Here is a 20,962-nt window from a genome sequence, read left to right as displayed (position 1 = left end):
CCTCGCAGATCGACAGTGGCCTGGTCAGTGCCACAGGGTTCGCCGCAGCCCATCGAGTTCTCGCCGCTCTTCGTCGGAGAGTGCGTGAAGGGTCTGGCTGTGCGCCCGGTCTGCTGCCATCGCGAAGAGGTGCGCGTGTTGGGGTGCCGTAGCAGCGAGCGAAGCGAGGCACTTCTGTAGTCGGATCTGCACTTCGATGATCCCCGCCCCGTCTCGCGAGATGGGCCGGAACGCGTCAACGATGAGATCGCTGAGTGCGACGGGTCTGATCCAGATATGCGGATACTTCACGGCTGCGTCTGGGTCGGTCTGCAGCGCCTTCGACAGAATGCGCTGCAGAACGCTGAGGATCTCGATCGCGGTGCCGGGGTCATTGGTCGACGGCGACAGAGCTCGGCTACCGATCTCAGCGAGAGCGATCATGCCGAGGCGTGGATCTTGTTCGTAGGTGCGGTGGGCTTCGATGCGGAAGGTGCCCACGACTGCCTTCCGCGTCTCGCTGTCCAGGGCTGTCGCCGAGCGGATGACGGCGAGTGGCGACATTGTGTCGGCGTATCGGCCCGCGAGGGCGAGCACGTGGATGTCGCAGTCGAGTCGGGAAGCGATGCGCTCGAGAGCGGCGACATCGACGAAAGTGACGTAGCCGGACTCGTGCGACGGAACAGATTCACCGATGATCTCCTTGGAGTCGGATGTCCGAGCCCCTAGTGAGGGAGAAGCGGCATAGGCGTTCAGCGTGGTCGATGCCGCTGCTTCGACGCGGTCGATGATGTCGGCCATGCGCCCGAAGGTGGAGAGGTGTGCAATCCACCGCAAGAGCGTGACGACGATGATGGCGACCATGATCAGCGTGCCGAGGAACAGGATGGTTCGTCCTTGGTCGCCGTAGTATCCCGTCGATAGGGCGATGATGCCTACGAGGGAGAACGTGAAACCGCCGACGAACGTAGAAAGAGCGTTCTGCGAGGTGGGGTCTTCGACGAGGAGTTGGGTCGCCCGAGGTGTCGCGGTGGTCGTGGCGGAGGAATACGCGGTGACCATCGCGGTGATTGAGAACGTCGTCACCGCGAGCATGGAGGTTGCGATGATCTGCAGGATTGAGCCGACTGAGTCCTGTCCGAGATCGATCACCAACATGAAGGGGAACAGCGTTCCCACCCACCCGGCAGCGAGTACGAAGACGATCGAGACCGCGGTGACCAGAGCGGCTCGCGCCCAGACTTTCTTTCCCAGCCGACGAAGGAGAACCCGGATGTTGCTTGTCACGGGGTCACCCCGCCGCGGGGACGCGCTGAGGGGCGTGGCTTCCTGCGGCATCCGCCCCGGGCCGACGAGTTCCTGCGCGAGGCGCGGGCGATCAGCGCATTCAATGAGAATTCGACGGCCGGGAGACGCACGACACCACCTTCCATGCGTGATCTTCGCTCGATCAGATACACGAACGGGGAAGAGAGTCTCCGGAGATGAACGCGTCCGTCGACATCGAGAGGAGTCTGGGCGAGAGTCATGCGCTCACCATACGCCTCGCCGTTCGCCGACCCGATGGGGTTGCAATGCGCGTCACACCCCCAATCTTCCATGGATGCATCTGTGCAGGTCGTATTCAGTGCGGAGCCTGGTCCGCGTACCGTGGAGTGCATGCCGAACGGTGCGTCGACCAATCTGAACAAGGTTTCAAATCCGACACAACTTCGCAAGCAGACGTGGGTGTACGCGTGTCGCCGCACGCTGCAGGAGTTTGCGAAGGACGGGTGTGTCGATGGTGCGGGAGCGTTGACATTCTTCGGGGTGCTATCGATCTTCCCGGCCGGGCTGGCGATCGTGGCATCGATCGGGATACTCGCCGACAGTGAGAGAGTCCTCGATCGTCTGCTTTCGCTGCTGGATGAGGTCGCTCCGCGGGCCGTGACCGACACTCTTCGGGCCCCGTTGGCCGAGGCTGCCGGAGCTTCAACCGCCGGTCTTACTCTGATCGTGGCGATCGTGACGGCGGTATGGTCAGCTTCGCTCTATGTGGGTGCGTTCGGCCGCGTTCTCAATCGGATCTATGGCGTTGATGAGGGGCGGCCATACTGGAAGCGCAAGCCCGCTCAGCTCGGCGTCACGATCATCTTGCTGCTTCTCGTTTTGATCGTTGTGGCCGTCGTCGTGTTGTCGGGGCCGGTGTCGCGTGTCGTCGGCGGTGCGCTCAACATAGGCGACGCCGCTCTGACCACCTGGGACGTCTTGAAGTGGCCGATGCTCACGGCCGCAGTCGTCTCGATGATCACGTTGCTGTACAAGGGCACGTCGAATCTGAAACAGCCGCCGCTGCGGTGGCTGAGCATCGGCGCCGTACTCGCTGTCGCCATGCTCGCCATCTCATCCGCAGGCTTCATCGCCTACGTGTCGAACTTCGCCGACTACAACAGAACCTTCGGCACGTTTGCCGGAGTGATCATCTTCCTGCTCTGGTTGTTCCTCATCAATCTGGCGTTACTCTTCGGCGCCGAGTTCAACGCTGAACTGGAGCGCGGAAGACAGCTGCAAGCGGGGCAGAAGGCAGAGTCGCAGCTGCAGCGCTCTCCACGAGACACCACTGTGAGCGAGAGGGCAGCACGCTCCCAGAAGATCACTGAGGAGCGCGGCATTCGATTGCGGCGGGGGGAAACGCTCGTGCCGAGGTCGGACACGCTCTTCAAGCGCAGCAGGCGGTTCCTGGAGAAGGTTTCGCGCGGGTTGAACCGGCGGCGGCCCTAGCTTCGCAGCATCAGGGATGGACCTCCTGGGTCAGCGCGGCGCCCGTTCCGACCGAGTCTTTGCCGATCACGCTCAGCGTACCGTTCGGCTCGAGGACGAGTGCGCCGACGAGTGCCACGTCGCCGAAACCTCCGCTGCGGACAGCCTGCATCATCTCGTGGCCCGCACCACCGGACGCGTCGTGATGGTCGGCCACTCCTACGGCGGAGCCGTCATCAGTGAGGCCGCGCTCAGCGACTGACGTGAAGAGCCTCTCGTACGTCGACGCATTCATCCCGGCCGAGGGCGAGATCCTCCTGGCCCTGCTGAACGTGATCCCTACCCTGGTGCTCCCGGGGACGTCGCCGATCGCGGCGAACGGCACCAAGCACACAGCACGACGAAAGTGAGGATTGCGGAAGAACGCGACCACGCCTTCGCGCTGCGCTCGATCGTGTCCGCTCATCGCCCACCGACCATCGTCCAGCGCACCGAGATCCTCCGCATTTCGGCGCTGGCCATCGCACTCGACAGCATCGTCACGAGCTTTGCTCGATCCACCGTAAACAATCGTTTTCAGCAGGGAGAGCTTGGGGCGGCATGCCGAGCAGTCAGCTCGCGCTGAGAATCAGATATCGCTCGTCATCGGTTCGGCCGCCCCAGTACACGTCGTCGTCCAGCATCTGCAGTTGAACGTCGGCCCGAAGACTCCCGACGAGTCGGGCACACTCGGAGGCCTTCAGACCCACACCATTGCTCCACTTGCCTTCGATCAGGACGAGCACGCCGCCCGGAGCCAGCAGCTCGATCCATCTCTGCAGTGTTTCGGAAGGGTCGCGCATCGCCCACAAGACGTGGCGGCAGAGAACCACTTCGAATGAAGCCGGAGGTAGTGGCGGCTCCGAGGCATCCGCCACTGAGAAGACCGGACGCGGTACGACCTTGGCCGCCTTCTCTCGAGCCCGCCGGATCATCTCCGTCGAGAAGTCCACTCCGTGCACGAGATGCTGCCCCTCTACCGCGAGAAGAGCGGACAGCGTTCCCGTGCCGCACCCCAAGTCTGCAACGCGACGGCCGGGTTCCCCGATCAACGGGAGTAGCAGATCGGCCCACGCGCGGCGAACCACCGGATCTCGGAGACCATGATCGGCGGCCTGATCGAACGTCTCTGCCTCTCGGTCCCACAGATCTCTCGCGTCTTCGATCACTCGCCGATACTTGCAGGAAGCACTCCGGAGTTCCACCCACGCCGAGCCTGCGAGTTTCGGCGAGGAAAGCGGCCAGCTGCCGGCGATCGCGCCGCGTAAGCAGGATCCGGTAGAGGATTTCGGCGGGATCTTCGGCCCGCTCCTTGGCGAGGCTTCATCGTGGCGGGAGTGCCGCCAGCGTGGGAACGTCATACCGAGTGTCGAAATGGTGTGGGGTCGTTCGTGGTCCATATGTGACGAGTGATCGATCCGCATCATCGCCGAGACAGGAAAGGCACTGCCGATGTACAACGATCCCATGATGGCGATACTTCTGTACCGGATGGAAACGAGGCGTGCCGAGAAGAACCTCGCCCACAAAGGGGAACGATGCGACGGCAGAAGGCGATCGACGGCGCCGGTACCTGAACGCCTGAAGCCGGGGCGGCTCTTGTCGTGGATGCGCACGTTCTATCGACGACGTGTCGAATCTCGAGGGCCTCGTTCGTAGCATCATCAGATAGACCGAAATGTGATCGCACACGAGACAAAACGGACGGCTGAGTATTCACGGTAGCGAGGTGAGTTTGATGGGGGACGGCTTGGTCTTCATACACGAGGTAGTCGCGCGCACCCACCGCGAGGAATGGGCCCGCATCGTTGCGGGACTCGCACGGCGATGCGGCGACCTCGACCTCGCGGAAGAGATGACCGCGGAGGCGTTCGCTTCTGCCGTCGAGCATTGGCCCGTGGACGGTCCACCGCCTAATCCTGGTGGGTGGATCACAACGACCGCGTACCGAAAGATGATCGATCGGCTGCGGCGTGAGGCGCACCGAGAGTCAAAGTATCTGGAGGCGCTCATCCTCTGCGATCCGACTCCATCCGAGCCTGTCGGCGCGGTGGAGGACGATCGCCTGCGACTGCTGTTCATCTGTTGCCACCCGGCCCTGACAATGAAGGCACGCGTCGCCTTGACGTTGCGTATGGTGGGCGGCCTCAAAGTATCCGAGATCGCGCACGCTTTTCTGGTTCAGGAGAGCACCATGGGCCAGCGGATCACTCGAGCCAAGGCGAAGCTCAAAGCGTCAAAGATCCCGTACCGCATGCCCGCTGCTGGTGACCTTTTGGAGCGGATCGACGGCGTGCTCGCGGTTCTCTACCTCGTGTTCAACGAGGGCTACTTCGCATCCGGGCCGAATGTGGCACCTCTCCGTCGAGACCTCACAGGCGAAGCCATCCGTCTCGCCCGACTGGTACGGGAGTTGCTGCCCAAAGAGCACGAGGCAACAGGGCTCCTGGCACTCATGCTGTTCTCGGAGGCGCGCGCGGACGCCCGGCTCAGCGCCGACGGGAGAGAGCTGATCCGTCTGGACGAGCAGGACCGCGGATCGTGGGATCGAGCGCTGATCAGCGAAGGACTCTCCCTGTTGGGCGGCGACCGTTGGCCGACGGTCAGATCCACTCCACGCAGACGGTTCATGCTCTTGGCTGAGATCAACGCGGTTCACGTCGAAGCGCCGCAACCCCGGGACACGAACTGGGAGCGGATCGTCTCGCTCTACGAACAATTGGAACTCATCGACCCAAGTCCACTCGTCACTTTGAACAAGGCGATCGCAATCGGCGAACTCGACTCACCGCTGGTCGCCTTGTCCATGGTAGAGCGCCTCCGCGGTGCCCTCGACGGCTTTCACGGCTTTCACGTGACACGCGCCGAGTTGCTGCGCGCGTCAGGCCAATCCGAACGTGCGCGCGCGGCTTACGGCGTCGCCATCGATCTCGCCCACAACATCGCGGAACGAACGCACCTCATCCGTCGCCGGAATCAACTAGCGGTACCAGCCGGGTATGAGAACCCGGATATCACAACGAATGGAGACATCAAATGAGCAGTGAGTATCTGGTCATCCACATGACCGACTCAACGGGAAAGCCCCTGTCCCAGACCGAAGATCAGCGATTGCTCGGGAAATGGGCCGAGGAAGGCCAAACTGCCGCGCGACTGCACGACGGCGCCCCCGTTGCAGGCCCCGAGCAGGCCAAGTCTGTGGCTGTTCGAAACGAACAAGTGCTCGTCACCGACGGGCCGTTCCCCGAGCTCAAAGAGTGGTTCGCCGGCTACGACATCATCACCGCCGACTCGACCGAAGAGGCGGCGACATACATGGCTAAGCACCCCACAGCCACAATCGGACGGATATACATCCTCCCCGTCGTGAAGCTCCCTTGGGACGAGAAATAAGCCCACCCGCCCCCTCTCAACCAGCAACAAGAAACGAGACGAACATGCCTCAATACGCCGTTCTCATTTACGCGAACGACTCAGCGCACGCGCCCGAAGCGACGAAAGAGCAGCTACGCGACTGCGATGATCACTATGACTCAATGGTCGCCACGGGAAAACTGCACAGCGCGTACGCATTCACTCCGCGCGACTACGCCCGCACACTTCGCGCACACGGCGCAACAGATGGCCCGTACAACGCGAACGGCGACGTCGTCGCCGGCATGTACATCCTGAATGCCGCAAGCCTCGATGAGGCGGCCGCACTCGCCAGCAGGGACCCGGCCCTGATCTCCGGCGGAGGTGTGGAGATACGTCCTGTGCACAGCGGTGGTGAAGTGGCGGAGCATGAGCCCGTCGACGCCGGATCTTCGACAAATGCATCTGCTCGAAGTGAACGATGACTACACAATCTCTGGTTTCCCAGCAACTCAGCCTCGGCCCTCGAGTACTATCACCACAGCTTCGGAGGAAGGCTCTCGTTGCATACCTTCCAGGAGTTCGGTCGCACCGACGAACCTGCTGATGCGATTGCACATGGCGTTCTCTCAGGGCCGGTCTCCTCTACGCCACCGACGGAGAGGAGACCGTATCGATGGTCGGAGTCAGTATCGCGCTCCTCGGAACGGCCGACGGCCCTACGCTCACTCGCCGGTTCGACGCACACGCTCAGAGCGGTCGCGTCCTTGATCCGCTTCAAGAGCGGAGCTGGGGCGCATACGTCGGACAAGTAGTCGACCGATTCGGAATCCGCTGGCTGATCGGCTGCGGAGACGACGAACGCGCGATGCGCGAGTGTGAATAGTGCGCGAGAGTAGGGGAGTTTCTTCGCGCGCCTTCCGCCCGACTTGCCAGTACTGGTGGGGGCCGGCAATCATGATCTTTCAGAACCGCTGTCCGCTGCGCTGACATCGGCGGGAATGTGGTCGCAATCGAACGCAACTCTGCACCTCGATGGTGCGACCATCATCGGGCTGGACTCGCACATTGCCGATCGTGATGACGGAATGTCGGAGGGTAGTAGTTCAATGAACATACGAAGAGTTCGACGATGAGTTCTCCGGTGTTGAATGCGCTGCTGGACGATGTCGTCACCACCCTCTCCTCGGTGGACCAGACGATCAACCAGCTGATGGCGACGAAGTCGGCGCTGTTGGCGACTGCTTCGCGCATCGCCGATGATGAGCCGTTCGATTCTATCGAATCGCGTGAGATGTCACAGCGCGCGGTGGCCACCGAGATCGCCGCCGCCCTGCGGCTGAGTGATCGTACGATCGAGTCCCACATGGGCACCGCTTCGCGACTCTCGGAGCGATTTCCCGCGACGGCCGCTTCATTCGGCGACGGTCGCATCTCGCAGGCTCACGTGCGGGTCATCATGGATGCCGGGGATCAGATCGAGGATGCTGAGAGCAGAGCCCGCTACGAAGCGATCGTGGTCGCGCGTGCCGAGGCGGAGACCCCGAACCGGTTGCGTCCGTTCGCCGCTCAGACGGCGGAGCGGTTTCGGGAGACATCGTTCACCGAGCGACACCGCGAAGCGCGGGAGAAGCGCGGAACGTGGGTGAAAGGCCGCGACGACGGCATGGGCGAACTCGTGTTGTTCGGGCCGAGCGCGATCATCAACGGCACGCACGATAGGGCGACCCAGATGGGCTGAAGGTGAAGGCCGAGAACGCACGGGCCGCGAAACGGACCGGTGGCGCTTCGGTGGGTGCTGCGGCGGATGACTTCGCAGATGAGCGGACGTTGAATCAGCTGCGGTTCGACCTGCTGGCCGATCTGATCCTCACCGGTACGCCGACCGGCCATGAGACCGACGACGGGCTGCTGGGTGAGATCCGCGCGCACGTTGACATCACGGTCCCGGTGCTGTCGTTGACCGACCCTGATGAGATCGCCTCTCCCGCGCATCTGGAGGGCGTCGGGCCGGTCGACCCCGCAACAGCTCGGATCCTGACCGGCAATGCACCCGGATTCGACAGGGTCTTCACGCACCCGGTGTCTGGAATGGTGCTCGGAGTGGACAGATATCGCCCCTCGGCAGAGATGCGGCGGTACCTGCGGGCCCGGGACAGACGGTGCAGATTCCCGGGATGCAGGTTGCTGGCGAGGCTCTGCGATGACGACCACACGATCGATCGCGCGCACGGAGGTGCGACGACGCTTGCCAACCTCGCCGATTTCTGCCGCCGACATCATGTGACCAAGCACCAGACTCCATGGAAGGTGCGACAACTCGGCGGTGGGGTATTGGAATGGACCAGCCCCACCGGCAGAAGCTACGTCGATCGCCCGCCGGGCGTCGCCACTTATGTCACCTTCGAAGACGTCGCCGACCGGACGCCATTCGAGCCGCCGTTCTGACGAAACGGTCGACAACCGGTCCGGTTCGATCCTGACGCGCTGGTCTTCTGGCGGATGCCGCGCTGCTCATGCTCTGGCGCCGTCGGCGTTCCGAGTCACCTCACCACTTCCTTGATCCGGCCCTCCTCATCGATCTCCAATGTCAGATCCAGCTCGAGCCGAGCCAGGAACGCATCATCGTGGCTCACCACGAGCACGGCGCCGCGGTACGCACGCAGTGCCTCGACCAGCTGGTCGACCGTGTCGAGATCGAGATTGTTCGTCGGCTCGTCCAGCACCACGAGATGCGGTGCCTGATCCGCGAGCAGCAGCTTCGCCAGCGCGACGCGGAAGCGCTCGCCGCCCGACAACGTGCTCACAGCGCGATCGGTTGTGTCGCCGCGGATGAGGAACCGTGCGAGCCTGTTGCGCAGTTCCTTCTCGGGGCTGGCTGGGGCGCCCTCAGCGATGTTCTCAAGCACTGAGCGCGATTCGTCCAGCCCGTCGATGCGCTGCGGCAGATACCCGATGCGATCGGTGTGGCCGCTCACGGAGGGCGTCCCATCCGCTTCGCCGTCCACCAGTCGCTCCAACAGTGACGTCTTGCCGACGCCGTTGCGCCCGATCAGCGCAACTCGCTCGGGTCCCTGGATCACCCAGGAACGCTCCTCGACGCCGATCGTGGCGATGCGGCGCGTGCTCGACACATCAGGATCCGGCAGGTCGATCTTCATCGAGGCGTCGCCGCGCACCCGCCGTCCGGCCTCGTCGAGCGCAGCCCGCGCCTCGCTCTCCTTCTCCGCGACCTCGGTGCGCAGCCTCCCGGCCGAGACCTGAGCCGCCATCTTCCGGCCGTTCGCGATGATCTTCGGAACCCGCTTCTCGACGAACGCCTTGTTCGCCACACGAGCTCTGCCCGCCAGCTTGGTCTCTGCCTCGATGCGCTGCCTCTTCTCCTTCTTCAACGACTGCTTGGCGTCGCGCTCGGCCTGGCGCGCAGCATCCTGCTCACCGTCCAGCCACGCACGCCATTCGGAGTACGGACCGCCGAACACGCTCAGCGTGTGCGCATAGAGCTCCGCGGTATCGTCCATCAGCTCGAGCAGCGAAACGTCGTGACTGACCACGACGAGCGTGCCCTTCCAAGACCGCACCATGTCCGCGAGGCGTCCTCTCGCGTCACGGTCGAGGTTGTTGGTCGGCTCATCGAGGAGCGTGATCGGCGCTCGACGCAGGCGGATGCCGGCGATCGCGACGAGCACCGCCTCACCACCGGACAGCTCGCCGACGTTGCGGTCGAGGAACGAAGGATCGAGCCCGGCCTCGGCCAGCGACACCTCCGCTCGCGCTTCGATGTCCCAGTCGTCGCCAACGGCGTCGAAATGTACAGAATCGACGTCGCCCGCCGCGATGGCGCGCACAGCATCCAGCGCTTCTGCGACCCCGAGCAGCTCGGCGACGCGGCGATCGACGTCGAGCGTCAGCCGCTGAGGAAGGTAGGCGACGTCTCCGGTGGTGTGGATCGTGCCGGACGTCGTCCTGAGCTCTCCGGCGATGAGGCGCAGCAGCGTCGACTTGCCGGAGCCGTTGCGTCCGACGAGGCCGGTGCGGCCGGAGCCGAACGAGCCCGTGACGCCGTCGAGTGCCGCCTGACCATCCGGCCAGGTGAAGGTGAGGTGATCAAGAGTGACCGACGCGCGAGTGGTCTGCATTGACATGGGTGTCTCCCGAGAGTGTGCGGATGCACTGACACGGGTCGCTGCTCGACGCCGAAAGGCGGAGGCGAAACCGGTAGGAAGGATCCGTGTCAGCGCGCGGAAAGAAGAGCGCGGAGGCGACGGATCAGATCAATGAACTTCCAAACACGGCGGACAGGACGTGACGACGATACCCGGGCGTGTCGCTCCGCGCAAGCCCCGGGCGTGTCGCAGTCGTCATCCGTTAATCGATCAGTCTTCTCGGCGTCACCGTTGCGAGCTAGCGTGGCCTGCATGAACACGCATCGCCGCGCCCGTGCTGCAGCTCTCGCGGCCTTATTGGTCGTCGGTGCCGCCGTCTCGACCGCAGCTCCGGCCGTCGCCGCACCTCCGCAGGAGGCGCGCGGCCAGTCGGATCTGCGGTTCGCCACCTTCAACGCATCGCTCAATCGCGGCGCCGAAGGTGCGCTCGTCGCCGATCTCTCCACCCCTGGCAACGCGCAGGCGGATGCCGTCGCCGAGATCATCCAGCGCACGAACCCCGACGTGCTTCTGATCAACGAGTTCGACTACGACGCAGAAGGCGACTCACTGCGGCTGTTCCAGGACAACTACCTGTCGGCGCCGCACGGTGACGCAGAGCCCGTCGAGTACGCCTATCGGTACTCCGCACCGGTCAACACCGGCGTTCCCAGCGGATTCGACCTGAACAACGACGGAGCGATCTCCGGTGGAGACGACGCGTGGGGCTTCGGACTCTTCCCCGGTCAGTACGGCATGGCGATCTATTCGAAGTATCCGATCGATCAGGACGCCATTCGCACGTTCCAGAACCTCCTCTGGGCGGACATGCCCGGCGCGCTTCTGCCCGACGACCCCGCGACCGCGGAGCTCGCCGACTTCTATTCGCCGGAGGAGCTCGCCCGGTTCCCGCTCTCGAGCAAGTCGCATTGGGACGTGCCGATCGAGGTGTCGAAGAACAAGACCGTGCACTTCCTCGTCTCTCACCCGACCCCGCCCACCTTCGACGGTGCAGAAGACCGCAACGGCCGACGCAACCACGACGAGATCCGCCTCTGGGCCGACTACATCGCAGGAGGCAAGGCCGGGTCGTACATCGTCGATGACCAGGGCAACGAGGGCGGCCTCGGGCGCAACGAACTGTTCGTGATCGCCGGCGATCAGAACGCAGACCCTAATGACGCCGACTCCACCGGCGGCGCGAGCCAGCAGCTGCTCGAGAGCCCGCGCATCAACACCGCCTCCGTGCCGACCAGCACGGGCGCCATCGAAGCGTCCGAACTGCAGGGCGGCATCAACCTCGAGCATGTGGGCGATCCGGCGCAGGACACCGCGGACTTCTCGGAGCCGCCGGGGAACATCCGCGTCGATTACGTGCTGCCCAGTCGCCAGATCAAGATCGTCGGATCCGGCGTCTTCTGGCCGGCGTCGGATGACCCGCTCTCGCGCCTGACCGGCGTCTACCCGTTCCCCTCCAGCGACCACCGCCTCGTCTGGGTGGACGTCGACGTTCCGGGCGGTGGCAAGAAGCACTGAGGCGTACCGCGGAGCATCGCGTCCGCCGCACGGGGGTGTTGTGAGGGCCCGCGCTCGCTAGCGTGGAGTCATGGCTGACGACCGGATGAGCGGCCACGAGGCGCGACAGCGGATGAGCTGGGGCGTCGGCATCGCCCTCGGCATCGCGATCGGAGTGGCATTCGCCGTCGCGTTCGGGATGGCAGGACGACGCACGTCGTCCGAGGAGGAAGGCGCAGATGCCGATCATGATGACGACGCCGACTCGACCGGCGAATCCGATTCAGCCCGCTGAGGCGTCGCGCCACTTCTCGAGGAAGACGCGCACGTCCGCCAGCTCGTCCTCAGAGATGCTGTGGGTGAGCCCCGGGTAGACGCGTCCGGTCAGCTCGGAGTGATCGGGCAGCCACCCGGCGGTATGGGCGATCAACGCAGCGGGGATCACGTCGTCGTTCGTGCCGCGGCCCCAGAACACTCTGGGGCGTGCCTCTCGGAGCACGGTGTCTTCTGGCAGGTCGCCCGGGGAGGCGTAGCCGCTCAGCGCGACCACGGCATCGAAGCGCGCGGGTTCGAGCCGCAGCGCCTGCAGCGCGACAGCGGCGCCCTGCGAGAACCCGAGCAGCGCCACGGTCGGCGCATCGCCTGCGGCCTCGTCGAGCCACCGCAGAAGCGCACGCGCGGCGAAGGTCACGGCATCCGGATCTCGTCCGTTCAGCCCATCGATCGCGTACCAAGACCTGCCGGGCAGGGGCCATGGTGGCGCCAGGGGAGCCGCGACAGAGGCGACGGCGATGTCATCGGGAAGGAACGGCGCGAGCCCGAACAGATCGTGCTCATCGGCGCCGTACCCGTGCAGCAGCACGAGCAGCGGCAGGCCGGTGCGCGCTTCGGGCGCCCAGCGCGTTGCGGCGGCGTCGATTCTGATTTCCTCGCTCACACATCCATCCTGCCAGCCGCCGCAGACACTGTTCCGGCACAGACACTGTTCCGGCACAGACACTGTTCCGGCACAGACACTGTTCCGGCGCAGACACTGGTAGAAATGAGGCATGTCGGTGCGCACACCTGATCCTGACCCCGAGGGGGGCGACGACGACCTCTCCCGGTTCAGCGAGCTACCGGCCGACGCGAACAATCCCGCATGGTTGAGTGAGTTCGAGCTCGCAGAGGCGAGGCGACGGCTGCCGATGCTGTATGTCGAAGCGATCCCCGTTCGCGCAGACGGGTCAGGGCTGGTCACCGAACTCGGCATCCTGCTGCGGTCCACGCCGCTCGGTGAGATGACACGCACGATCGTGTCGGGTCGGGTGCGTTACGGCGAGACCGTGCGCGACGCGCTGTTCCGGCACATAGAGAACGACCTCGGACCGATGGCCTTCCCGCTTCTGCCGTTGCAGCCGCTGCCGTTCACCGTGGCCGAGTACTTTCCGCTCCCCGGCGTCAGCGCGTATCACGATGATCGGCAGCATGCCGTCTCGCTCGCGTTCGTCGTGCCGGTCACCGGCACATGTGAGCCGCGCCAGGACGCGTTGGAGATCACGTGGTTCTCTCCCGAGGAGGCGGCGTCGGATGCCGTATCCGCCGAGATGGAGGGCGGCCGCGGCACTCTGATCAGGATGGCGCTGGCGAATCTCGGCCTGCTGCGCTGACGGCTCCGGAGGGTGCTGATCGCAGAAGCCCCTTCTTCTCTTTGATCCAATTTCCTATAGGATTGGCATCGTGGGTCGCACGTGTGCCCCTTTTCGCCTATAGGAGACCGCAATGACGCGATTGTTCAATGATCCGGATGACTTCGCCGCAGAGTCCGCAGTCGGCTTCGCTGCGGCATCGGGTCATTGGGTGCGTCCGGTGACCGGAGGCGTCGTCCGTTCCACACGCGGTGCTGAGCCGACGGTGTCGGTGGTGATCGGCGGCGGGAGCGGGCACTACCCGGCGTTCGCCGGTCTGGTGGGTCCGGGGCTGGCGCACGGAGCAGCGATGGGGAACCTCTTCGCCTCTCCGTCTGCGCACCAGGTGCACAGCGTCGCCACCGCAGCCCATGAGGGGCGCGGCGTTCTGCTGAGCTACGGAAACTACGCCGGAGACGTGCTGCACTTCACGCAGGCGCAGGAGCGCATGCGCGCCGCGGGGATCGACTGCCGCACCGTCGTGGTGACCGACGACATCTCCAGCGCACCGGCGAGCGAGATCGACAAGCGCCGCGGCATCGCCGGCGACCTCGTCGTGTTCAAAGTCGCAGGCGCCGCAGCCGAGGCCGGCCTCGATCTCGATGATGTCGAGAGGCTGGCATCGCTGGCCAATGCGCACACGCGGACGCTCGGGGTGGCCTTCGGGGGCTGCACCCTGCCCGGCGCCGACGAGCCGCTCTTCACAGTGCCGGAGGGGCGGATGGCCGTCGGTCTCGGAATCCACGGAGAGCCAGGCATCGATGAAGTCGACGTGCCGACGGCGGCCGGTCTGGCCGCACTGTTCGTGTCGTCGCTCCTGGAGGAGATCCCTGAGGGCGTGGAGCAGAAGGGCGCGCGTGTCGTCCCGATCTTGAACGGACTCGGCAGCGTCAAGTACGAAGAGCTCTATGTCGTGTACGCCGAGATCGATCGGCTGCTGGTCGAGGCCGGGATCGTCGTCGTCTCGCCAGAGGTGGGGGAGTTCTGCACGAGTTTCGACATGGCGGGCGTCTCGCTCACACTGCTGTGGCTCGACGATGAGCTCGAGCCACTCTGGCACGCGTCGTGCGACACCGCGGCATTCCGACGCGGAGCCGTCGAGGGACGCGTTGCGGTCGACACGGTCGAGGCCGTCGAAGAAGACATCGTGATCGGGCCGGCGAGTGACGGTTCCCGCCGTGCGGCAGCGACGATCGAACGCGCGCTGAACGCGATGGCCGCGATGCTGGATGCCGAGGCGGACGAACTCGGACGAATCGACCGCATTGCCGGTGACGGCGACCACGGCATCGGAATGCAGCGCGGAAGCCGTGCAGCCGCAGCCGCGGCATCCGCCGTCGCGGCCGAAGGGGCGGGCGCTCGCACGGCGCTGCAGCAGGCCGGCGACGCCTGGGCCGACAAGGGCGGCGGAACATCCGGCGCCATCTGGGGCGAGATGCTCGTCGCGCTCGGCGCCACGCTGGGCGATGACGACGACGTCGACGCGGCGCGAACCGCGGCCGGAGTCACCGCCATGAAGGATGCCGTGATGTCCTTCGGCAAGGCCAAGGTGGGCGACAAGACCATGATCGACGCGATCGTTCCATTTGCCGATCGCCTCGCTGACCTCGTGGACTCGGGTGCCGACCTCATCAGTGCATGGGCCGATGCCGCCGGTGCGGCCGATCAGGCGGCCAAGGACACGGCAGACCTCACCGCCAAGCTCGGCCGTGCCCGCTCGCACGGCGACAAGAGCATCGGCACTCCCGACCCGGGTGCGGTCTCGTTCGCACTCATCGCATACACGGTTCTCGACATCCTGAAGGGGAATGACTGACATGGCACTTCGACTGGTTATCGGCTCGGACGACGCGGGCTACGACTACAAGGAACGCATCAAGGCGGATCTGCTCGCCAACCCGCTCGTCGAGTCCGTCGTGGACGTCGGCGTCGACGCGGACGGGCACACCAACTACCCGAGGATCGCGACGAACGCGGCTGAGAAGGTCGCCGCCGGCGATGCCGATCGCGCGATCCTGATCTGCGGCACCGGGCTCGGTGTGGCGATCGCGGCGAACAAGGTCAGCGGCATCCGCGCCGTCACCGCACACGACTCGTTCAGCGTCGAGCGCTCAGTACTGTCCAATGACGCGCAGGTGCTCTGCATGGGCCAGCGGGTCATCGGCATCGAGCTGGCACGGCGCCTCGCATCCGAATGGCTGACCTACACCTTCGACCCGACCAGCGCCTCTGCCGAGAAGGTGCAGGAGATCTGCGCCTACGAAGGCTCCTGAATGGCGCCGGCGGTTCGTGACATTCTCGATGAAGTCGCACTGTCGGGTGCGTGAACGGCCGTCGGCGAGGGAGAATCAAGCATGACGATGGAATCCGAGAGCCGGCTGTCCGGTCTGCACGCGACGATCGAGCGCCGCGGCCTGCGCGATCACGTGTACGACCGCATCCTGCAGCTGCTGCTGAGCGGCGATGCCTCGCCGGGCGCACGCCTATCCATCGACACGATCGCCCGTCAGCTCGATGTCTCACCGACGCCAGTGCGCGAGGCGATGGTGCTGCTCGAGCGCACCGGTCTCGTCACCCGCGAGGCGCTCAAGGGCTACCGCGTCGCTCCGCCGCTCGACGCAGCCCAGCTCGCCGAACTGTTCGAGGCACGCATCATGCTCGAATCGACTGCCGCGAAGCTGGCGACACCGGCGGCAGCGCTGATGCTGGACGAGCTGCGGGCGGCAGAGGAGGCCCACCGCGTCGCAGGTGAGCGCGTGATCACCGGGATGGGTGCGGGTTCCCCTGCGGTCGAGCTCACCACGGCGTACTTCACGGCGGATGCCGATTTCCACCGTGTGGTCTTCCGCCACTGCGGCAACAGCTATCTGGACGACATGTCCGAATCGCTCGGCGCACAGCTGCACCGCATGCGGCAGTCGGTGCTGCACGGCGTAACGGATGTGCGGGAGGCGATCGCCGAGCACGAGGCGATCGTCGACGCCTTCGCGAGCGGCGATCAGGATGCACCGGAACGTCAGATGCGCCGCCACATCGAACAGGTGCGCTCGCGTTCGCTGGATCTCGAACGCAGCTGATTCCGTTCCGCGAGCCGGCCTCGGGGTCGCACCACGATCTCGCGCCTTGACGCTTCTCCTATTTCCTATAGGATCTATGAAGATTCGATCACTTTTCGAGTACGGATACGTCAACGGAGTCGTCATGACCGCAACGCCGCACCCCCTCACCAGCGATAACTGGCCCATCGCCGTCTGCATGCACGGGTTCTCTCCCGTCACCGCAGACGGCACGCCCCTGCACGATGCATCGGCAGAGACCTGGGACGGGGTGTTCCGTCGGGTGTCACGACTCGGCTTCACCGCGATCGAGATCGCGGACAGTCACATCCGCCCCTCCGAGCTCACCCCCGAGCGGCGCGATGAGCTCAAGTCCATCGCGGCATCCCACCAGGTGCAGCTCGTCTCGGTGCACGTGCAGCGCCAGAGCGTCATCGAGCCGGGCAAGGGAGAACAGAACCTCGCCTACGCGCACCGGGCGATCGACGCTGCGGCCGAGTTGGGCATGCAGGTGTTCTCGACCGGCCTCCACCAGCCGTTCACCCCTGCCCAGCGCAAGGCGCTGTGGTTCTGGACCGCGCAGGGCACCGTCGACCCCGATGACGCGGAGACGCGGGCATTGGCCGTCACTCGTCTGCGCGAGCTCGGTGAGCACGCGGCATCCGTCGGTCTGCCGATGGCTCTGGAGATGTACGAGGACACGTACCTCGGCACCGCGGACAGCGCCGTCCGGCTGATCGAGGAGATCGGGCTGGACAACGTGGGGCTCAACCCCGACATCGGCAACCTGGTGCGCCTGCACCGTCCGATCGAGGACTGGCGCGAAATGCACGAGAAGACGCTTCCGTACGCGAACTACTGGCACGTGAAGAACTACATCCGTGATGAGGCCGGCGACGGCAGCTGGCAGACCGCCGTGCCGACCAGCATGGAGCTCGGGCTCATCAACTACCGCGACATGGTGGCTCGGGCCGTCGAGCTCGGCTTCAAGGGCCCGTTCCTCATGGAGCAGTACGGCGGCGACAGCCTCGGCGTCTGCGCGACCAACCGCGACTACCTTCGCACGCTGCTGCCAGAGCCCGCACGCGCCTGATCTGCATCCTGCAACTCGACGCATCCGAAATTCGACCCAGGAGACGATAATGACCAATCAGGAACGCCCGATCTACGCCGTCATCGGCAGCGGATACATGGGCGGCGGCATCGCTCAGTGCCTCGCGATGTCCGGCGCAGAAGTGCGCATCGCGGACGTCGACATCGAGATCGCGAAGCAGAACCGCGACCGACTCATCGCGGAGGCCGAGCAGTTCGTCGCGGATGATCTGTTCCCCGCGGGCGCTGCAGAGATCATCGCGGGGCGCGTGACGGCGGCCACGATCGAGGATGCCGTCGCCGGTGCCTCATTCATCGAAGAGGCCGTACCGGAGAAGATCGAGATCAAGCACGCCACGCTTCGGCGCATCTCCGAGGCGGCCGCGCCGGGAGCGATCATCGGCAGCAACACCTCGACCATCCTGATCGGCAAGCTCGCGGAGGCGGTCGTGAACCCCGAGCGCTTCCTCGGCGTGCACTTCTCCAACCCAGCGCCGTTCATCCCCGGCGTCGAGCTGATCCCGCACGCTGCGACTGACGAGGCCATCCTGCCTGTCGTCGAAGCGATCGTGGCGGCCACGGGCAAGGAGACCGCTCGTGTCAAGGACGCGACCGGCTTCGTGCTCAACCGTCTGCAGTACGCGCTGTTCCACGAGGCGACCCAGCTCGTGGAGGAGGGCGTCGCCACGCCGGAGGACATCGACACGATCGTGCGCACGACCTTCGGGTTCCGCCTGCCGGTGTTCGGCCCGTTCGCGATTGCGGACATGGCAGGACTCGACGTGTACTCCTTCTGCTACGCATCGCTGCAGACCGAGTTCCCCGAGCGCTTCGCCACTCCGAAGGCGCTCTCCGACCTGGTCTCGGCAGGAAAGCTCGGCACCAAGTCCGGCGCCGGATTCCTCGACGTTCCCGCTGAGCGGACGCCCGAGCTCATCGCGTACCGCAACAAGGCGTACGTCGCGATCAAGAAGCTCATGGATGAGCTCGGCCCCGCACCCATCCACCCCTCGAACTGACCATCCACCCCTCGAACTGAGAGGAGCAGTGTTGTCCAGGACATTCCCCACCGAACGAACCGTCATCCTGACCGGTGCCGCGAGTCCGCGCGGAATCGGCCGCGCCACGGCGTTCCATCTCGCCGAGCTGGGCTGGAACGTCGGAATCATCGACGTCGACGGCGAAGCGGCGGCGCAGACGGCGGCTGAGCTCGCAGAGGCTCATGGGGTGCGTGCCGTCGGCGTCGGCGCGAACGTCGCCGATCGTGAGCAGGCCGTCGCGGCAGTCGACGCGCTCGAGGCGCAGCTTCCGCAGATCGTCGCAGTGGTGAACTTCGCCGGTGTGTCCTCACCGGTGCCGTACCTCGAGGTCACGCCCGAGGAATGGCACCGCGTCGAGTCGATCAACCTCGACGGCGTGCACTGGATCACTCAGCGAGTGGCACGCACACTCGCAGGCAACGGCGTCGGTCGAATCGTCGGCATCTCCTCCGTGTCGGCGCAGCGCGGTGGCGGCACGTTCTCCAAGACTCCGTACTCGGCGTCGAAGGCCGGCGTGATCGGCCTGATGCGCTCGATCGCCCGCGAGCTCGGCCCGCTGGGCGTGACCGCGAATGTCATCTCTCCAGGACCCATCGACACCGACATCATGGGCGGCACCCTCACCGAGGAGCGCAAGACGGCGATGGCGGCCGACGGTGTCCTGTCGCGCATCGGCACACCGACCGACATCGCTGCAGCCGTCGCCTATCTCATCAGCGAGGATGCCGGCTTCGTGACGGGGCAGACCCTGAACGTCGACGGCGGCCTCTACATGCACTGAAAGGTCTCACCATGACCCGTCCCTGGTCCAAAGGCCGCATCGCCTTCCTCGTGCTCGGAGTGATCTGCGTGGCCGCCGGCCTCTTCATGATCATTCCCGCGCTGGGCAGCTGACGCCCTCCCACCTAGAACCTCGCTCAAAGGAGAGTTCATTCGTGTCTGAAACCGTACCCGGCGCCACGGCGCCGTCCCTGCTGGCGAGTCCGCATCTCGCCAGTGGCATCAAGAAGGCGACGTTCCGCCTGATGCCGATGCTCATCATCCTGTACTTCGTCGCGTTCCTCGACCGCACGAATGTCGGTTTCGCGGAAGCGGCGTTGGAGACCGACCGAGGTATCTCTGCCGGTGCCTACGCGCTCGGCGCCGGCATCTTCTTCATCGGCTACGCGATATTCGAGATCCCGTCGAACCTGCTTCTGAACAGGTTCGGTGCCAGGTTCTGGCTGGCGCGCATCGCGATCACCTGGGGCATCGTCGCCGCGGCGTTCGCTTTCGTCAACGGCGAGACCATGTTCATCATCCTGCGATTCCTGCTGGGTGTGACAGAGGCCGGGCTCTTCCCCGGCGTGATCATGTTCCTGTCGCAGTGGTTCCCCAACAAGCGACGCGTGCAGATGTTCGCGCTGTTCTACCTGGCGCAGCCCTTCTCGCAGATGCTGGGCGCACCGCTGTCGGGCGGGCTGATCAGCTTCGGCGAGGAGGTCACGCCATGGGCCGGATGGCAGGTGATGTTCTTCGTCGAGGGCATGCTGGCCGTCGTCGCCGGCATCGCGGCGTTCTACTTCCTCGTGGACTCTCCGCAGAAGGCGAAGTTCCTCTCGGATGACGAGAAGCACGCGCTGCGAGTCGTGATGGAGCACGAGGATGCTGTCAAGGAGACCGACGGTCCGCGGGGCATCGGCGCCGCGATGGTGAACTGGAAGGTCTGGTACTTCACCATCATCTACTTCTGCCTGCAGATCGCCGTCTACGGCACAACCTTCTACCTGCCGCAGCAGGTCTCCGGCCTGATCGGACAGGACGTCGGCTGGCAGGTCGGTCTCGTCTCGGCCATCCCGTGGGCAGTGGGTCTGTTCGCCTGCTACTACGCAGGCAAGCATGCCGACACGATCAAGCGTCGCCGGGAGTGGGGCGCGTCGTTCTTCGTCATCACCGGCGTCGCGATCCTCGTCTCGGCGTGGGCCGGAGCGAACGGTCAGGGCCTGATCGGTCTGCTCGCGATCACGATCGCGGTCTCCGCATTCCTCGCCGCTGGGCCGATCACCTGGTCGTTCCCGACCTCGTTCCTCACCGGGGCGGCGGCGGCCGCCGGCATCGGCCTGATCAACTCGCTCGGAAACCTGGGCGGCTTCGTGGCACCCATCATGCGCACCGGCTTCAACGAGGCGGTGCCGACCGAGAGCGGCGCCTGGGGTGTGGTGTCGCTCGGCGTGTTCGCATTCCTCGCCGCCGCCATGATGTGGGCGACCCGCTTCTTCAGCGCGAAGGCGGACGCCCTCCTCGATGACAAGGCAGCGACGCCGGGACACTGACCTTCCCTGCTTCGAGGAATGCGG

22 protein-coding genes are annotated in these 20,962 nt (G+C 65.1%); 18 read left to right on the top strand and 4 right to left on the bottom strand.

What is annotated here, in order from left to right; translation table 11 throughout:
• Positions 1-24: 24 nt before the first annotated feature.
• Positions 25-1,266 (bottom strand): DUF2254 domain-containing protein, encoded by a 1,242-nt coding sequence (locus tag HDC95_RS06065; RefSeq protein ID WP_259062388.1) that lies wholly within the window; start codon positions 1,264-1,266, stop codon positions 25-27.
• A 372-nt stretch (positions 1,267-1,638) separates the two neighbouring features.
• On the opposite strand from HDC95_RS06065, the gene HDC95_RS06060 reads away from it, so the two are divergent.
• The 3 genes from HDC95_RS06060 to HDC95_RS16880 are packed head-to-tail and all read left to right on the top strand — an operon-like array spanning position 1,639 to position 3,128.
• Positions 1,639-2,739, top strand: coding sequence for a YihY/virulence factor BrkB family protein (locus tag HDC95_RS06060; protein WP_259062387.1), 1,101 nt, complete (start codon positions 1,639-1,641; stop codon positions 2,737-2,739).
• A gap of 16 nt (positions 2,740-2,755) precedes the next feature.
• On the top strand, positions 2,756-2,980 hold the full coding sequence (locus HDC95_RS16885) for an alpha/beta fold hydrolase (protein ID WP_396652675.1): 225 nt from the start codon (positions 2,756-2,758) through the stop codon (positions 2,978-2,980).
• A 1-nt stretch (position 2,981) separates the two neighbouring features.
• Positions 2,982-3,128, top strand: coding sequence for a hypothetical protein (locus HDC95_RS16880; protein ID WP_396652674.1), 147 nt, complete (start codon positions 2,982-2,984; stop codon positions 3,126-3,128).
• Positions 3,129-3,329: 201 nt separating this feature from the next.
• Here the strand turns inward: HDC95_RS16880 and HDC95_RS06050 are convergent, their stop codons facing one another.
• Positions 3,330-4,373, bottom strand: coding sequence for a class I SAM-dependent methyltransferase (locus HDC95_RS06050; RefSeq protein WP_259062385.1), 1,044 nt, complete (start codon positions 4,371-4,373; stop codon positions 3,330-3,332).
• 122 nt (positions 4,374-4,495) lie between these two features.
• Between HDC95_RS06050 and HDC95_RS06045 the strand changes: the two genes are divergently transcribed.
• The 5 genes from HDC95_RS06045 (at position 4,496) to HDC95_RS06020 (ending at position 8,559) form a co-directional block, all read left to right on the top strand.
• Positions 4,496-5,797 carry an RNA polymerase sigma factor gene (locus HDC95_RS06045; protein ID WP_259062835.1) on the top strand — a complete coding sequence of 434 codons (1,302 nt, stop codon included), beginning with the start codon at positions 4,496-4,498 and terminating at the stop codon, positions 5,795-5,797.
• Positions 5,794-6,150 carry a YciI family protein gene (locus HDC95_RS06040; protein ID WP_259062384.1) on the top strand — a complete coding sequence of 119 codons (357 nt, stop codon included), beginning with the start codon at positions 5,794-5,796 and terminating at the stop codon, positions 6,148-6,150. The genes HDC95_RS06045 and HDC95_RS06040 overlap by 4 nt, the downstream gene beginning before the upstream one ends.
• A gap of 44 nt (positions 6,151-6,194) precedes the next feature.
• Entirely contained in the window at positions 6,195-6,596 is a 402-nt protein-coding gene (locus tag HDC95_RS06035; RefSeq protein WP_396652673.1) for a YciI family protein, read from the top strand.
• A gap of 647 nt (positions 6,597-7,243) precedes the next feature.
• On the top strand, positions 7,244-7,852 hold the full coding sequence (locus HDC95_RS06025; RefSeq protein ID WP_259062382.1) for a 13E12 repeat family protein: 609 nt from the start codon (positions 7,244-7,246) through the stop codon (positions 7,850-7,852).
• A gap of 2 nt (positions 7,853-7,854) precedes the next feature.
• Positions 7,855-8,559 (top strand): HNH endonuclease signature motif containing protein, encoded by a 705-nt coding sequence (locus tag HDC95_RS06020; RefSeq protein ID WP_259062381.1) that lies wholly within the window; start codon positions 7,855-7,857, stop codon positions 8,557-8,559.
• Positions 8,560-8,654: 95 nt separating this feature from the next.
• On the opposite strand, the gene HDC95_RS06015 is transcribed toward HDC95_RS06020, so the two are convergent.
• Complete coding sequence (locus HDC95_RS06015; RefSeq protein ID WP_259062834.1) at positions 8,655-10,250, bottom strand: ABC-F family ATP-binding cassette domain-containing protein; 1,596 nt, start codon at positions 10,248-10,250, stop codon at positions 8,655-8,657.
• Between the two features lie 279 nt (positions 10,251-10,529).
• Between HDC95_RS06015 and HDC95_RS06010 the strand changes: the two genes are divergently transcribed.
• On the top strand, positions 10,530-11,792 hold the full coding sequence (locus tag HDC95_RS06010; RefSeq protein ID WP_259062380.1) for an endonuclease/exonuclease/phosphatase family protein: 1,263 nt from the start codon (positions 10,530-10,532) through the stop codon (positions 11,790-11,792).
• A gap of 70 nt (positions 11,793-11,862) precedes the next feature.
• Positions 11,863-12,066, top strand: a complete 204-nt coding sequence (locus HDC95_RS06005; protein ID WP_259062379.1) for a hypothetical protein — start codon at positions 11,863-11,865, stop codon at positions 12,064-12,066.
• Here the strand turns inward: HDC95_RS06005 and HDC95_RS06000 are convergent.
• The gene (locus HDC95_RS06000) at positions 12,055-12,708 is read right to left on the bottom strand and encodes an alpha/beta hydrolase (RefSeq protein WP_259062378.1); all 654 of its coding nucleotides are present in this window, start codon (positions 12,706-12,708) and stop codon (positions 12,055-12,057) included. The two genes, HDC95_RS06005 and HDC95_RS06000, sit on opposite strands and share 12 nt — an antisense overlap.
• A gap of 112 nt (positions 12,709-12,820) precedes the next feature.
• Between HDC95_RS06000 and HDC95_RS05995 the strand changes: the two genes are divergently transcribed.
• The 8 genes from HDC95_RS05995 to HDC95_RS05960 all read left to right on the top strand — a co-directional run bounded on the left by HDC95_RS05995 (position 12,821) and on the right by HDC95_RS05960 (position 20,938).
• On the top strand, positions 12,821-13,420 hold the full coding sequence (locus HDC95_RS05995) for an NUDIX hydrolase family protein (RefSeq protein ID WP_259062377.1): 600 nt from the start codon (positions 12,821-12,823) through the stop codon (positions 13,418-13,420).
• Positions 13,421-13,532: 112 nt separating this feature from the next.
• On the top strand, positions 13,533-15,254 hold the full coding sequence (locus HDC95_RS05990; protein ID WP_259062376.1) for a dihydroxyacetone kinase family protein: 1,722 nt from the start codon (positions 13,533-13,535) through the stop codon (positions 15,252-15,254).
• 1 nt (position 15,255) lies between these two features.
• Positions 15,256-15,711, top strand: coding sequence for a ribose-5-phosphate isomerase (locus tag HDC95_RS05985; protein ID WP_259062375.1), 456 nt, complete (start codon positions 15,256-15,258; stop codon positions 15,709-15,711).
• Positions 15,712-15,792: 81 nt separating this feature from the next.
• Entirely contained in the window at positions 15,793-16,515 is a 723-nt protein-coding gene (locus HDC95_RS05980) for a GntR family transcriptional regulator (protein ID WP_259062373.1), read from the top strand.
• A 76-nt stretch (positions 16,516-16,591) separates the two neighbouring features.
• Positions 16,592-17,587: a sugar phosphate isomerase/epimerase family protein gene (locus tag HDC95_RS05975; protein ID WP_310503233.1), complete on the top strand. Its 996-nt coding sequence runs from the start codon at positions 16,592-16,594 to the stop codon at positions 17,585-17,587.
• 49 nt (positions 17,588-17,636) lie between these two features.
• Positions 17,637-18,605 carry a 3-hydroxyacyl-CoA dehydrogenase family protein gene (locus tag HDC95_RS05970; RefSeq protein ID WP_259062372.1) on the top strand — a complete coding sequence of 323 codons (969 nt, stop codon included), beginning with the start codon at positions 17,637-17,639 and terminating at the stop codon, positions 18,603-18,605.
• 31 nt (positions 18,606-18,636) lie between these two features.
• Positions 18,637-19,407, top strand: coding sequence for an SDR family NAD(P)-dependent oxidoreductase (locus tag HDC95_RS05965; protein WP_259062371.1), 771 nt, complete (start codon positions 18,637-18,639; stop codon positions 19,405-19,407).
• Positions 19,408-19,561: 154 nt separating this feature from the next.
• The gene (locus tag HDC95_RS05960; protein ID WP_259062370.1) at positions 19,562-20,938 is read left to right on the top strand and encodes an MFS transporter; all 1,377 of its coding nucleotides are present in this window, start codon (positions 19,562-19,564) and stop codon (positions 20,936-20,938) included.
• Positions 20,939-20,962: the final 24 nt, after the last annotated feature.

The organism is Microbacterium sp. AK031 (genome assembly GCF_024807145.1).
Taxonomy (GTDB): domain Bacteria; phylum Actinomycetota; class Actinomycetes; order Actinomycetales; family Microbacteriaceae; genus Microbacterium.
The sequence above is the reverse complement of the archived record's forward strand: the minus strand, read 5'-3'. Positions and strand labels throughout refer to the sequence as shown.

Excerpts from the sequence above, each read along its gene's own strand:
- HDC95_RS05985 (WP_259062375.1), top strand. The coding sequence starts at position 15,256 with ATGGCACTTCGACTGGTTATCGGCTCGGACGACGCGGGCTACGACTAC.
- HDC95_RS06040 (WP_259062384.1), top strand. The coding sequence starts at position 5,794 with ATGAGCAGTGAGTATCTGGTCATCCACATGACCGACTCAACGGGAAAG.
- HDC95_RS06005 (WP_259062379.1), top strand. The coding sequence starts at position 11,863 with ATGGCTGACGACCGGATGAGCGGCCACGAGGCGCGACAGCGGATGAGC.
- HDC95_RS06045 (WP_259062835.1), top strand. The coding sequence starts at position 4,496 with ATGGGGGACGGCTTGGTCTTCATACACGAGGTAGTCGCGCGCACCCAC.
- HDC95_RS05980 (WP_259062373.1), top strand. The coding sequence starts at position 15,793 with ATGACGATGGAATCCGAGAGCCGGCTGTCCGGTCTGCACGCGACGATC.
- HDC95_RS06035 (WP_396652673.1), top strand. The coding sequence starts at position 6,195 with ATGCCTCAATACGCCGTTCTCATTTACGCGAACGACTCAGCGCACGCG.
- HDC95_RS06060 (WP_259062387.1), top strand. The coding sequence starts at position 1,639 with ATGCCGAACGGTGCGTCGACCAATCTGAACAAGGTTTCAAATCCGACA.
- HDC95_RS06015 (WP_259062834.1), bottom strand. The coding sequence starts at position 10,250 with ATGCAGACCACTCGCGCGTCGGTCACTCTTGATCACCTCACCTTCACC.
- HDC95_RS05990 (WP_259062376.1), top strand. The coding sequence starts at position 13,533 with ATGACGCGATTGTTCAATGATCCGGATGACTTCGCCGCAGAGTCCGCA.
- HDC95_RS05995 (WP_259062377.1), top strand. The coding sequence starts at position 12,821 with ATGTCGGTGCGCACACCTGATCCTGACCCCGAGGGGGGCGACGACGAC.
- HDC95_RS06025 (WP_259062382.1), top strand. The coding sequence starts at position 7,244 with ATGAGTTCTCCGGTGTTGAATGCGCTGCTGGACGATGTCGTCACCACC.
- HDC95_RS05970 (WP_259062372.1), top strand. The coding sequence starts at position 17,637 with ATGACCAATCAGGAACGCCCGATCTACGCCGTCATCGGCAGCGGATAC.
- HDC95_RS06010 (WP_259062380.1), top strand. The coding sequence starts at position 10,530 with ATGAACACGCATCGCCGCGCCCGTGCTGCAGCTCTCGCGGCCTTATTG.
- HDC95_RS16885 (WP_396652675.1), top strand. The coding sequence starts at position 2,756 with ATGGACCTCCTGGGTCAGCGCGGCGCCCGTTCCGACCGAGTCTTTGCC.
- HDC95_RS05975 (WP_310503233.1), top strand. The coding sequence starts at position 16,592 with ATGAAGATTCGATCACTTTTCGAGTACGGATACGTCAACGGAGTCGTC.